The sequence below is a fragment of the Mycobacterium novum genome (assembly GCF_010726505.1).
Taxonomy (GTDB): domain Bacteria; phylum Actinomycetota; class Actinomycetes; order Mycobacteriales; family Mycobacteriaceae; genus Mycobacterium; species Mycobacterium algericum.
In genome coordinates this window covers 1-13,381 of record NZ_AP022562.1, presented here as the reverse complement: position 1 = coordinate 13,381, position 13,381 = coordinate 1, and the positions used below count along the sequence as shown (strand labels likewise).

Here is a 13,381-nt window from a genome sequence, read left to right as displayed (position 1 = left end):
CCAACAGCCCGAGCCGAAACGCGTGACCAGAGCGCGGGTCGGTGCAGTAGCCGGACTATTAGCGGCGGGCCGTATCCTTACATGAGGTTTTACGGTGAAAGGTTTCCGTGGTCGACAACAGAGCAAGTGGCGGACGTGGGCAGTCGCGCGGGGCGCCGGACGACCAACGCGGTCCGCAGCAACGCAACGGCGGGAGCTGGCGACCAGCGGCGCACACCCACCGGCGATCAGCGGCGCACGACCCGAGGCGGCGGACCGGATCGGGATCGGGATCGGCGCAGCCAACCGCGGCGCGACCACGACGGCGGCTCACGGCCGCCGCATACCGCCGCTGCGGAACCGGCTGCGCGCTACGACGATCCACCGCTTCCCCCCGGGATCGAACCCAGGCAATTGGCTCCGGAGGTGCGTCGGGAACTGAGCACGCTGAACCGGGCCACCGCGGACGGTGTCGCCTGTCATCTGGTGGCCGCCGGGATGCTGCTGGACGACGACCCGCCGGCGGCTCTTCGGCACGCCGGGCCGCCCGGTCCCGCTCGACGCGGATCACCGCGGTCCGCGAAGCGGTCGGCATCGCCGCCTATCACTGCGGCGACTGGGCACAGGCGCTGGCCGAGTTGCGGGCGGCACGCCGCATGGGCAGTAAGTCCGCGCTGTTGCCGCTGATCGCCGACTGTGAGCGCGGCATGGGCCGGCCGCAGCGGGCGATCGAGCTGGCCGCCGGCGACGAGGCCGCCCAGCTGGAGGGCGACGAGGCCGACGAACTGCGGATCGTCGTCGCCGGGGCGCGCGCCGACCTGGGCCAGCTGGAGCAGGCGCTGACGGTGCTCTCGACCCCGGCAGTCGATCCCGACCGCACCGGGTCGACGGTGGCGCGGCTGCACTATGCGCATGCCGAGACGCTGGTGGCGCCAGGCCGCGAGTCCGAGGCGGTGGAATGGTTCCTGCGGCCGCCGCCGCCGACGTCGACGGGGTCACCGACGTCGAGGACCGTATCGCCGAGCTCGGCGGCAGCGCGGCCCTGGCAGACGAATACGACTGTCTGCTGCTGGATCTCGACGGCACGGTGTTTCGCGGCGGTGAACCCACCGTCGGCGCCGTCGAGACCCTCGCGGAGCTACCGAGCCGCGCCCTGTTCATCACCAACACCCTCGCGTGGCGCCGATGAGGTCGCGGCACACCTGAACCGGCTGGGCTTCACCGCCGCCGCCGAGGATGTCGCCACCAGCGCCCAGATCGCCGCGCATCTGCTGGCCGAGCAGCTTCCCGCCGGATCACGAGTGCTGGTGGTGGGTACCGAATCGCTGGCCGCTGAGATCGCCGCCGCCGGACTGGAACCGGTGCGGCTGGCCTCCGATGAGCCGGCTGCGGTGGTGCAGGGGCTCTCCACCGAGACCGGCTGGGCGCAGCTGGCCGAGGCGGCGCTGGCGATCAGGGCCGGCGCCATGTGGATGACCACCAACGTCGACAAGACACTGCCGTCGGAACGCGGCCTGCTGCCCGGCAACGGCTCGATGGTGGCCGCGTTGCGGGCCGCGACCGACGCCGAACCGCAGGTGGCCGGCAAACCCGGTCCGGCGCTGCTCACCGAGGCGCTGACCCGCGGCGAGTTCTACGCGCCGCTGGTGGTCGGTGACCGGCTGGACACCGACATCGCCGCCGCCAACGCCGCCGCGCTGCCCAGCCTGATGGTGCTCACCGGCGTCAACTCGGCGCGCGACGCGGTCGGCGCGGTCGCCGAGCAGCGGCCCACCTACATCGGCCACGACCTGCGGGCCTTACTTCTCGACGCCGACGGGCTGGCGATCGGTCCGCAGCCGCAATGGCAGATCAGCGTGGACGGCACGACGCTCACCGTGGCCGGGGCGCAGCCCGAGGAAGACGACTCCGATGGCCTGTCGATCGTGCGGGCCCTGGCCGGGGCGGTCGCGGAGGCCGAGCTGGCCGGGCGCCCGTTCACCGTTGAGTCCGCCGATGACACCGCCGCGCAGGCCCTGCAACACTGGTCCTTGCTCGGCACCTGGCCCTGAGGGGCACGCACCGGCTCAAACTGACATCGTCTAGCGTTGGTGGCACCCATGAACAGTGAGATTGATGATGTCCGGGAACGTATCGCGGCCTTGCTGGCCGAGCTGCCCGGGGAAGCGGAGCTGGCCGAACTACCGGCTCACAGCGATCTCAACGCCTTGGCGCAGCGGCTCGAAGCGGCCCACGAGGTGTTGGTCGCCGCGCTGGAGTCGGTGGAGAAGGGCTGAGGGCATCGATGTCGCGGCGCGCGCGTGTTGACGCCGAACTGGTCCGGCGCGGACTGGCGCGATCCCGCCAGCAGGCCGCCGAATTGATCGGCGCCGGCAAGGTCACCATCGACGGCATCCCCGCCGTGAAACCGGCGACCGCCGTGACGCTCTCGGCGGCCCTGGCCGTCGCGGGCGACGGCGAACGCGGCTGTCGCGCGGGCGCACAAGCTGATCGGCGCGCTGGACACCTTCGGGATCGACGTCGCCGACCGGCAGTGCCTGGACGCGGGCGCCTCGACCGGCGGGTTCACCGAAGTGCTGCTGGACCGCGGCGCGGCCCGGGTGGTCGCCGTCGATGTCGGCTATGGCCAGTTGGCCTGGTCGCTGCGCACCGATCCGCGCGTCGTGGTGGTCGAACGCACCAATGTCCGCGGGCTGACGCCGCAGATCATCGGTGGGCTCGCCGAGCTGATCGTCGCCGACCTGTCGTTCATCTCGCTGGCCACCGTGTTACCCGCGCTGGCTGGCTGCGCGTCACCCGACGCCGATATGGTTCCGATGGTGAAGCCGCAGTTCGAGGTGGGACGAGCGCAGGTGGGCGCCGGCGGGGTGGTGTCGGACCCGCGGCTGCGGGCCGACGCGGTGCTGTCGGTGGCGCACCGCGCGGCTGAGCTCGGCTGGGGCACCGTCGCGGTCACCGCCAGTCCGCTGCCGGGGCCGTCGGGCAACGTCGAGTACTTTCTGCACCTGCGCGCCGCCGCCGCACCGCGAAGCGGTGACGCACTGGATGCAGCTGTCCAGGATGCCGTCGCGAAGGGACCCCAGTGAATAGCGGGAACGGCGAGCGCACCGTCCTGTTGGTGGTGCACACCGGGCGGGAAGAAGCCACCGACACCGCCCGCCGTGTCGAGAAGGTGTTGGGCGACCACGGCATCACGCTGCGGGTGCTGACCGCCGAGGCCGTCGACAAAGGCTCGCTGCATCTGGCGCCCGACGACATGCGCGACCTCGGAGTCGAGATCGACGTGGTGGACCCGGACAACCGGGCCGCCGAGGGCTGCGAGCTGGTGCTGGTGCTCGGCGGCGACGGCAGCTTCCTGCGGGCCGCCGAACTGGCCCGCACCGCCGACATCCCGGTGCTGGGGGTCAACCTCGGCCGGATCGGGTTCCTGGCCGAGGCCGAGGCCGACCACATCGACGGGGTCCTCGACCACGTCATCGCCCGCGATTACCGAGTCGAGGACCGGATGACGCTCGACGTCGTGGTGCGCGCCGACGGGAGAGATCGTCGACCGCGGATGGGCGCTCAACGAGGCCAGCATGGAGAAGGGTCCCCGGCTGGGCGTCCTCGGTGTCGTCCTCGAGGTCGACGGCAGGCCGGTGTCGACGTTCGGCTGCGACGGCGTGCTGGTGTCGACGCCGACCGGGTCCACCGCCTACGCGTTCTCCGCGGGTGGGCCGGTGCTCTGGCCCGACCTGGACGCCATCCTGGTGGTGCCCAACAACGCTCACGCGCTGTTCGCCCGGCCGATGGTGACCAGCCCCGACTCGACGATCGCGATCGAGGTTGAAAGCGACGGACACAACGCGCTGGTGTTCTGCGACGGCCGCCGCAAGATGTTGGTGCCGCCGGCGGTCGGCTCGAGGTGCAGCGCGGCGGTAGACCGGTCAAGTGGGCGCGGCTGGGCAGCTCCCCGTTCACCGACCGGCTGGTGCGCAAATTCCGGCTGCCGGTGACCGGCTGGCGGGGACAGTGACGACGGTGCCGGCCGTTGCTTACTGAGATCCGCATCGAGTCGCTGGGCGCGATCCAGGCGGCGACCGCCGAATTCGACCGCGGCCTGACCGTGCTCACCGGGGAGACCGGCACCGGCAAGACGATGGTCGTCACCGGCCTGCACCTGCTCGGCGGTGCGCGCGCCGACGCCAACCGGGTGCGCTCGGGGGCCACCCGCGCCGTGGTGGAAGGCCGGTTCTGCACCGCTGACCTGGCACCGGCCTCGGCCGCGCAGATCGACGAGCTCCTGGAGTCCTCCGGGGCCGAGCGCGACGAGGACGGCAGCGTGATCGCGGCCCGTTCGGTCAGCCGCGATGGGCCGTCGCGCGCCTACCTGGGTGGCCGCGGGGTGCCCGCCAAATCGCTGAGCGGCTTCACCGGCGGGCTGCTGACGCTGCACGGCCAGAACGACCAACTGCGGCTGATGCGCCCCGACGAACAGCGCGGTGCGCTGGACCGGTTCGCCGCGGTCGGCGCCCGGCTGGAGCGCTACCGCAGCGCGCGGGAGGCCTGGCTGTCGGCGCGGCGTGACCTCATCGACCGCCGCAACCGCGCCCGGGAACTGGCTCAGGAAGCCGACCGGCTCACCTTCGCGCTGCGCGAGATCGACGACGTCGACCCGTGCCCCGGTGAGGACGACGCGCTGACCGTCGAGATTCGCCGGCTCTCCGAACTCGACGCACTGCGCGCCGCGGCGGCCGGCGCGCGGGCGGCCCTGGCAGGCGGCGCCGACGATGACGCGGCCACCGCGCCCACCTCGGCCACCGACCGGCTCGGGCAGGCAAGGACGGCGTTGACCGGCACCGACGACGGCGCTCTGCAGGCGCTGGGCGACCAACTCGGCGAGGCGCTCACGGTGGTCGGCGACGTGGCCCGCGAACTGGGCGGTTACCTCGACGAACTGCCCACCGGCACCGACGCGCTGGACGCCAAGCTGGCGCGGCAGGCCGAGCTGCGCTCGCTGACCCGCAAGTACGCCGCCGACGTCGACGAGGTGCTGGCATGGGCGGCCGAGTCGCGCGAGCGGCTGGCCCAACTCGACGTCTCCGAAGAAGCCCTGGCGGCGCTGTCCGATCGCGCCGAGGAGCTCGGGCAGCGGGTGGTCAAGACCGCCACCGATCTCAGCGCCGCGCGCGGCAAGGCGGCCGGCTCGCTGGCCAAGGCGGTCAGCGCAGAGCTGTCCGGGCTGGCGATGGCCGACGCCGAGTTCAGCGTCGGCGTGCACCACAGCCCGGCCGCCGACGACGACCCGGCCGCCCTGCGGCTGCCCTCGCAGGTGGTGCACGCCGGCGCCGACGGCATCGACGACGTCGAGTTCGGGCTGGCCGCGCATCGGGGCATGACGGGCTGCCGCTGGCCAAGAGCGCCCGGAGGTGAGCTGTCCCGGGTGATGCTGGCACTGGAGGTGGTGCTGGCCACCTCGTCCTTGTCGGCGTCGTCGCGCGACTCGGCCGGCACCACGATGGTGTTCGACGAGGTCGACGCCGGCGTCGGCGCGCGCGCGGCGGTGCAGATCGGGCGGCGGCTGGCGCGGCTGGCCCGCACCCACCAGGTCATCGTGGTGACGCACCTGCCGCAGGTGGCGGCCTACGCCGATGTGCACCTGATGGTGGAGCCCACCGGCAGTGACGGCGCCAGCGGTGCGGCGGCTGACGGATGAGGACCGGGTCGGCGAACTGGCCAGGATGCTGGCCGGGCTGGGGAGACCGACACCGCCCGGGCGCACGCGCGGAATTGCTCGACGCCGCCCGGGATGATCGGGACGTAGACCGCGGCGGATAAGCCGCCAAGACCGTGTGACAACTGTGACGTAATTGAACTTCTGAGGCTATTGTTGCGGCGCGCCTCCCGGGTTTTGAGCTGTTTCGAGGACAGAATCGCCGCCATGAAGATGTCTGCGCTGCTGTCTCGTAACACCTCCCGGCCCGGTGTCATCGGCACGGCCCGGGTTGATCACGACATCGACCGACTGCTGCGGCGGGTCGGCCCGGGCGACATCGTGGTGCTCGACATTCTCGATCTGGACCGGATCACCGCCGACGCCTTGGTGGAGGCCGAGATCGCCGGTGTCGTCAACGCCTCGGCGTCCATCTCCGGTCGCTACCCCAACCTCGGGCCCGAGGTGCTGGTCGCCAACGGCGTCACGCTGATCGATGAAGCCGGACCCACGGTGTTCAAGAAGATCCGCGACGGCGCCAAAATCCGGCTGCACAACGGCGCCGTCTACCGGTGACCGGCGGCTGGCACGAGGCGTCGAGCGCAGCGACGTCGAGATCGCCGACCTGATGCTGGAGGCCAAGAGCGGGCTGGTGGCGCACCTGGAGTCCTTCGCCGGCAACACCATCGAGTTCATCCGCAGCGAGAGCCCGCTGCTCATCGACGGGATCGGGATCCCCGAGATCGATGTGGATCTGCGGCGTCGGCACGTGGTGCTGGTCGGTGACGAACCCGACGCCGCCGACGACCTGAAATGCCTCAAGCCCTTCATCAAGGAGTACCAGCCGGTGCTGATCGGCATCGGCCCGGAGCCGATGCTGCGCAAGGCCGCTACCGGCCGCAGCTGATCGTCGGCGACCCCGATCAGATGAGCGCCGAAGTGCTGCGGTGCGGATCGCAGGTGGTGCTGCCCGCTGACGCCGACGGTCACGCGCCGGGGCTCGAGCGCATCCAGGACCTCGGTGTCGGCGCGATGACGTTCCCGGCGGCCGGGTCCGCGATGGACCTGGCGTTGCTGCTGGCCGATCATCACGGCGCGGCGCTGCTCGTGACGGCCGGGCACACCGCCAACATCGAGACGTTCTTCGACCGGACCCGTCAGCTGACGAATCCGTCGATGTTTTTGACCCGCCTCAAGGTCGGCGAGAAGCTGGTGGCCGCCCGCGCGGTCGCCACGCTATACCGCAGCCGGATCTCCGCCGGCGCGATCGCGCTGCTGGTGCTGTCGATGCTGCTGGCGGTCATCGTCGCGCTCTGGGTGTCGCAGACCGACGCCCTGGTGCTCGAATGGCTCAGCAACTACTGGCACGACCTGTCGCAGTGGCTGCGGCACTGGGTGACGTAACGGGATCGGGGTACCGCGATGATCACCCCTCGTTACCACGCGATGTCGCTGACCGCCGTGCTGCTGGCGCTGGTGTTGTGTCGTGCTGGGCTCCGGGCTGCTGTCGGGCCCGCTGATGGGCGGCCTGCAGTCCGACAAGCAGGAGTTGCGCGCCCAGATCGACACGCTGCACCAACAGCAGAACGCACTCGGTGAGCGGCTCAGCAACGCAAACGATTTCGACGCGGCCATGGCACCACGCATCGTGCGCGACGCGCTGCAGGGCAAGTCCGCGGTCGTCTTCCGGACTCCGACGCCGCCGACGAAGACGTCGACGCGGTGGCGCGGATCATCGGCCAGGCCGGCGGAACCGTCACCGGAACGGTCGCGTTGACGACGCAGTTCGTCGACGGCAACGCCGAGGAGAAACTGCGCGCGGTGATGGAGTCCGGGATCGTGCCGCCGGTGCCCAGCTGAGCAGCAACCTCATCGACTCGGGCGCCCAGGCCGGCGATCTGCTCGGTATCGCGCTGCTGATCAATCGCGACCCGGCCGTCGGGCCCGTTGATGACCCGCAGCGCGACGGTGCTGGCCGCGCTGCGCGACACCGGCTTCATCACCTACCGTGAGCAGCGATTCGGGCCGGCCAACGCGGCCGTCGTCATCACCGGTGGCGCCCTGCCCGACGATGCCGGCAGCGCCGGGGTGAGCGTCGCCCGGTTCGCCGCGGCGTTGGCCCCGCACGGCTCGGCGACGGTGCTGGCCGGCCGGGACGGCTGCGCGTCAGGTACTGCGGCGGTCGCGATGGCCCGCACCGACTCGGTGGCCGCGGCGGTCAGCACGGTCGACGACGTCGACGTCGAGTCGGGCCGGATCACCACGGTGATGGCGGTGAGCAGCCTCATCGAGGGCGGCCACTCGGGTCAGTACGGCATCGGGCACGGCGCCGGCTCGGTCACCATTGCGCAGTAGCGGGCCGGCCGCGGTCGGTGGAGCCGGGCGTGTCAGCGGCCGGGGTGCGCCGTCGATGTTAGGGTGAGATTCCGTGGGTCGGCAGGCCCTCAATCCCTGCGCCGTCGTCACGGAGGTTGGTGTTGCCACCACTGCGAAAGCACCCGCAAACCGAGCCGAAGCACCTCTTCGTCACCGGTGGAGTTGCCTCCTCACTGGGTAAGGGATTGACCGCGAGCAGCCTCGGACAGTTGCTGATCGCCCGCGGGTTGCAGGTCACCATGCAGAAGCTCGACCCCTACCTCAACGTCGATCCCGGGACGATGAACCCGTTCCAGCACGGGGAGGTCTTCGTCACCGAGGACGGCGCCGAGACCGACCTCGACGTCGGCCACTATGAGCGATTCCTCGACCGCGACCTGTCCGGGTCGGCGAATGTGACCACCGGACAGGTCTATTCGACGGTGATCGCGAAGGAACGCCGCGGCGAATACCTCGGCGACACCGTGCAGGTGATCCCGCACATCACCGATGAGATCAAGCGGCGCATCCTGGCGATGTCCGATCCGGACGCCGACGGCCGGCGCCCCGACGTCGTCATCACCGAGATCGGCGGCACCGTCGGCGACATCGAGTCGCAGCCGTTCCTGGAGGCTGCCCGCCAGGTCCGCCACGATGTCGGCCGGGACAACGTGTTCTTCCTGCACGTGTCGCTGGTGCCCTACCTTGCCCCCTCGGGCGAGCTCAAAACCAAGCCCACCCAGCACTCGGTGGCTGCGCTGCGCAGCATCGGTATCACCCCCGACGCACTGATCCTGCGCTGTGACCGCGAAGTACCCGAACCGCTGAAGAACAAGATCGCGTTGATGTGCGACGTCGACGTCGACGGGGTGATCTCCACCCCGGACGCGGCGTCGATCTATGACATCCCCAAGGTGCTGCACCGCGAGGAACTAGATGCCTACGTGGTACGCCGGCTCAACCTGCCGTTCAAGGATGTCGACTGGACCGAGTGGGACGAACTGCTGCGCCGCGTCCACGAGCCCCACGAGACGGTGCGAATCGCGTTGGTGGGCAAATACATCGACTTGTCCGACGCCTACCTGTCGGTGACCGAGGCGTTGCGCGCCGGTGGCTTCACCCACTACGCGAAGGTCGAGATCAACTGGATCGCCTCCGATCAGTGCGACACCCCGCCGGGCGGCTGCCGCGCTCGGTGAGATGCACGGCGTGCTGATTCCGGGCGGCTTCGGGATCCGGGGCATCGAGGGCAAGATCGGCGCCATCGCCTACGCCCGCACCCACGGGCTGCCGGTGCTCGGATTGTGCCTGGGCCTGCAGTGCATCGTGATCGACGCCGCCCGTACCGCCGGGATCGCGCAAGCCAGCTCGGCGGAGTTCGATCCGACACCCCGACCCCGTGATCGCGACCATGGCCGACCAGCAGGACGCGGTCGCCGGGACGGCCGACCTCGGCGGCACCATGCGCCTGGCGCCTATCCGGCGGTGCTGGAAGCGGATTCGATTGTGGCCGAGGCCTATCAGGCCACCGAGGTCTCCGAGCGGCACCGCCACCGGTTCGAGGTCAACAACGCCTACCGGGACCGGATCGCGCAGAGCGGACTGCGGTTCTCCGGCACCTCCCCGGACGGCAAACTGGTGGAGTTCGTCGAGTACCCGCGCGAGATGCACCCGTTCCTGGTGGGCACCCAGGCACACCCGGAGCTCAAGAGCAGACCGACCCGGGCGCACCCGCTGTTCGCGGCGTTCGTCGGTGCGGCCATGGATTACAAGGCCGCCGAGCGGCTGCCGGTGGAGATCCCCGAACAGCACCACGAACAACCCGCCGACCTCCAACACCGGGCAGACGGGCGAGGCGGCAGCGCCCAGCCGTTGGCCGACCCGCTGCAAGAAGCCCTGCCGGAACATGTAACCCGTGGCTGACCACGTCTTCGAGACCACCTCGTCGCGCTGCTGCACAGCGGCAAGATTTTCGCGCTGCGCCGTGACGAGGTGCGGATGCCGGGCGGCACTACGGCCACCCGCGACGTGGTGGAACACTACGGCGCCGTCGGCGTCGTCGCCATGGACGATGCCGCAACATCCCGCTGATCTACCAGTACCGCCACGCGTTCGGCCGGCGGCTGTGGGAACTGCCCGCCGGACTGCTGGATCTCGGCGGTGAGGCGGCGCACCTGACCGCCGGCCGCGAACTGGTCGAAGAGGCCGGATTGACGGCGACCACCTGGCAGGTGCTCGTCGACCTCGACTCCACGCCGGGGTTCAGCGACGAGTCGGTGCGGGTGTATCTGGCCACCGGCCTCTCGGAGGTCGACCGCCCGGAGGCGCACGACGAGGAGGCGGATCTCACGCTGCGCTGGTATCCGATCGCCGAGGCCGCCAAGCTGGTGTTCAGCGGTGAGATCGTCAACGCCCTTGCGGTGGCAGGGATCCTGGCGGCCTATCTGCATCATCAGGGATTCACGACGTTGCGCCCGACGCCGAGTGGGTCGACCGGCCTACCGCGTTCGCCGCCAGGAAGAACCCGTCATGACGGCGGCGGCGCAGCCGGTCGATCCGCTGAGCGGGCAGCTGCAGGGCTACCTGGATCATCTGACGGTCGAGCGGGGGGTCGCCGCCAACACCTTGAGCTCCTACCGGCGGGATCTGCGCCGCTACAGCGAGCACCTGCTGGCCCGCGGCGTCGACGACCTGGCACGTGCCGGCGAGAGCGACGTCACCGACTTCCTGGTGTGCTGCGGCGCGGCGACCCGGAGAACGGCATACCGGCGCTGTCGGCGGTCTCGGCCGGCGCCCTGATCGCGGTGCGGGCCTGCACCGGTTCGCCGCCGCCGAGGGCATGGCGCCGATGGATGTGGCGCGCGGCGTCAAGCCGCCGACGCCGGGGCGGCGACTGCCCAAGAGCCTGACCATCGACGAGGTGTCGGCGCTGCTGGCCGGCGCCGGCGGAGAAAGCGTCTCGGACGGTCCACTGACACTGCGCAACCGGGCGTTGCTGGAGATGCTGTACTCCACCGGGTCGCGGATCTCGGAAGCCGTCGGACTGGACCTCGACGACGTCGACGTCAGTGATCGGTCGGTACTGTTGCGCGGCAAGGGCGGCAAGCAGCGGCTGGTGCCGGTGGGCCGGCCGGCGGTGGCCGCGCTGGACGCCTACCTGGTGCGCGGCCGCCCGGACCTGGCGAGGCGCGGGCGCGGTACCGCGGCGGTATTCCTCAACGCCCGCGGAGGCCGGCTGTCGCGGCAGAGTGCCTGGCAGGTGCTGCAGGACGCCGCCGAACGCGCCGGGATCACCGCGAAGGTGTCACCGCACACGCTGCGGCACTCGTTCGCGACCCATCTGCTCGACGGTGGCGCGGACGTGCGGGTGGTGCAGGAACTGCTCGGTCACGCCTCGGTGAGCACCACCCAGATCTACACGCTGGTCACGGTGAACGCGTTGCGTGAGGTCTGGGCCGGCGCCCACCCCCGCGCCCGCTAGTTTCTTCTGGTCTTTCGCGCGGTTTCTCCTGCGCGAGCAGACCCGTAAGCCCCCAAAAGCACCCCGCGGAGGGGGCTTTCGCGACTGCTCGGCGGAGGGAATTACCCCAGGTACGTCGACTCGAGCACCAGGTCGGACAACAGACGCTGATACTCCACGTGGGTCTTGTGTTCGACGGTGTCCCAGTGCGTCCCCTGTTGAGCCCGCATGTATTCGCGGTAGCGCGGCGCTCCCGGCACCTTGACATTGTCGGCGACCACGACCGACCCCGGATGCAGCCAGCCCCGGTCCAAAATGCTCTGGAGATCCGACAGGTAGGCGTCCTTGTCGTGGTCGAGGAACAGGAAATCCAGCGTGCCGGCGGCGAAGCCGTGCCGCGCGGTCAGTACGTCCAGGGTGCGCCCGCCGTCACCGATGGTGCCCACCACGCAGGTGATCCGGTCGGCCACCCCGGCGTGCGCCCAGATCTGCCGGGCGTTGTCGGCGTTGGCCTCGGCCAGCTCAATCGAATAGATCCGGGCCGCCGGTGCGGAGCGGGCGATACGCAGGGCGCTGTAGCCGCAGTAGGTGCCCAGCTCCAGGGCCAGGGCCGGCTGGACCCGTTGCACCGCGGCGTCGAGCAGGGCGCCCTTCTCGTCGCCGATATTGATCAGCAGCGACTTCTCGTAGGCGAACTCGTCGATGCGGGCCAGCACGTCGTCGATATCGCCGCTCGGGCATGGGCCAGCACGTAGTCGACGGCGGCGGCTTCGCGGCCGTCGCCGATCTGGCCGGTGGTGGTGATGTTGCGGCCGCCGGTCGCCATCCGCAGGAACGACCACCGCAGGAAGGGAGGCGTCGTTTCAGGCTCATGGCTGCGATCTTATGGCGCTCGGCACGCCGCGGCGGACTGTTCATGTAGCAGGTGTGGGCGTCGGTCACCGGTTAGACTTCTTCGGATGTTCGCCACGACCACGCCGACTCGGCCATGAGCGACGACGACAGCTCCGCCGTCGGCTTGACCGGGCGTCCCCGCGCAACATCCCGAGCCGCAGCCCTGCTCCACACACGGCCCCGCCAAGGTCATCGCGATGTGCAACCAGAAGGGCGGCGTCGGCAAGACCACTTCGACCATCAACCTCGGCGCGGCGCTGGCCGAGTACGGCCGCAAGGTGCTGCTGGTGGACCTGGACCCGCAGGGCGCGCTGTCGGCCGGCCTGGGGGTGCCGCACTACGAACTGGCGCATACCGTCCACAACCTGCTGGTGGAGCCGCGGGTCGAGATCGACGACGTGCTGATGCAGACCCGCGTCGAGAACCTGGACCTGGTGCCCTCCAACATCGACCTGTCGGCCGCCGAGATCCAGCTCGTCAACGAGGTGGGCGGGAGCACTCGCTGGCCCGTGCGCTGCGCCCGGTGCTGGACCGCTACGACTACCTGCTGGTGGACTGTCAGCCGTCGTTGGGGCTGCTCACCGTCAACGGGCTGGCCTGCGCTGACGGGGTGGTGATCCCGACCGAATGCGAGTACTTCTCGCTGCGCGGGCTGGCGTTGCTGACCGACACCGTCGAGAAGGTCCGCGACCGGCTGAACCCGAAGCTGGAGATCAGCGGCATCCTGCTGACCCGCGACCCGCGCACGGTCAACTCCCGGGAGGTGATGGCGCGGGTGGTGGAGCGCTTCGGCGACCTGGTGTTCGACACGGTGATCACCCGCACGGTCCGGTTTCCCGAGACCACCGTGGCCGGGGAGCCCATCACCACCTGGGCCCCGAAGTCCGGAGGCGCACAGGCCTACCGCGCGCTGGCCCGCGAAGTCATCGACCGATTCGGCGCGTGAGTACCGACGCCCAGACCGACACCGAAACGGCCGCCACCGGTTTCCGCGTTCGCCT

Annotated in this window: 4 protein-coding genes and 10 pseudogenes; 13 read left to right on the top strand and 1 reads right to left on the bottom strand. The window is 70.5% G+C overall.

Features of this window, described 5'->3' with window-relative positions; translation table 11 throughout:
- Nucleotides 1-81 precede the first annotated feature (81 nt).
- From G6N19_RS21000 to G6N19_RS00015, 12 genes and pseudogenes are all read left to right on the top strand, one after another.
- Nucleotides 82-1,009, top strand: a pseudogene (locus G6N19_RS21000) (hypothetical protein); the annotation flags it as partial.
- A pseudogene (locus G6N19_RS00060) lies at nucleotides 995-2,030 on the top strand (HAD-IIA family hydrolase). The pseudogenes G6N19_RS21000 and G6N19_RS00060, both read left to right, overlap by 15 nt.
- Nucleotides 2,031-2,078: 48 nt before the next feature.
- Complete coding sequence (locus G6N19_RS00055; protein WP_013828785.1) at nucleotides 2,079-2,255, top strand: hypothetical protein; 177 nt, start codon at nucleotides 2,079-2,081, stop codon at nucleotides 2,253-2,255.
- Nucleotides 2,256-2,263: 8 nt separating this feature from the next.
- Nucleotides 2,264-3,065 (top strand): annotated as a pseudogene (locus G6N19_RS00050) (TlyA family RNA methyltransferase).
- Nucleotides 3,062-3,994, top strand: a pseudogene (locus tag G6N19_RS00045) (NAD kinase). Before G6N19_RS00050 ends, G6N19_RS00045 begins: the two co-directional pseudogenes overlap by 4 nt.
- 15 nt (nucleotides 3,995-4,009) lie before the next feature.
- On the top strand, nucleotides 4,010-5,674 hold the full coding sequence (recN, locus tag G6N19_RS00040; protein ID WP_408632455.1) for a DNA repair protein RecN: 1,665 nt from the start codon (nucleotides 4,010-4,012) through the stop codon (nucleotides 5,672-5,674).
- A 225-nt stretch (nucleotides 5,675-5,899) separates the two neighbouring features.
- Nucleotides 5,900-7,075: pseudogene (gene steA, locus G6N19_RS00035) on the top strand (putative cytokinetic ring protein SteA).
- Between the two features lie 115 nt (nucleotides 7,076-7,190).
- Nucleotides 7,191-8,026 (top strand): annotated as a pseudogene (locus G6N19_RS00030) (copper transporter).
- A gap of 206 nt (nucleotides 8,027-8,232) precedes the next feature.
- The gene (locus tag G6N19_RS20995; RefSeq protein WP_232062451.1) at nucleotides 8,233-9,225 is read left to right on the top strand and encodes a CTP synthase; all 993 of its coding nucleotides are present in this window, start codon (nucleotides 8,233-8,235) and stop codon (nucleotides 9,223-9,225) included.
- 10 nt (nucleotides 9,226-9,235) lie between these two features.
- Nucleotides 9,236-9,949 (top strand): glutamine amidotransferase-related protein, encoded by a 714-nt coding sequence (locus G6N19_RS20990; protein ID WP_232062450.1) that lies wholly within the window; start codon nucleotides 9,236-9,238, stop codon nucleotides 9,947-9,949.
- Nucleotides 9,942-10,559, top strand: a pseudogene (locus G6N19_RS00020) (NUDIX domain-containing protein). The gene G6N19_RS20990 and the pseudogene G6N19_RS00020 overlap by 8 nt, the downstream one beginning before the upstream one ends.
- Nucleotides 10,556-11,507, top strand: a pseudogene (locus G6N19_RS00015) (site-specific tyrosine recombinase XerD). Before G6N19_RS00020 ends, G6N19_RS00015 begins: the two co-directional pseudogenes overlap by 4 nt.
- A 101-nt stretch (nucleotides 11,508-11,608) precedes the next feature.
- On the opposite strand, the pseudogene G6N19_RS00010 reads toward G6N19_RS00015, so the two are convergent.
- Nucleotides 11,609-12,359 (bottom strand): annotated as a pseudogene (locus G6N19_RS00010) (O-methyltransferase).
- A gap of 115 nt (nucleotides 12,360-12,474) precedes the next feature.
- Between G6N19_RS00010 and G6N19_RS00005 the strand changes: the two are divergent.
- Nucleotides 12,475-13,326, top strand: a pseudogene (locus G6N19_RS00005) (ParA family protein).
- Nucleotides 13,327-13,381 lie beyond the last annotated feature (55 nt).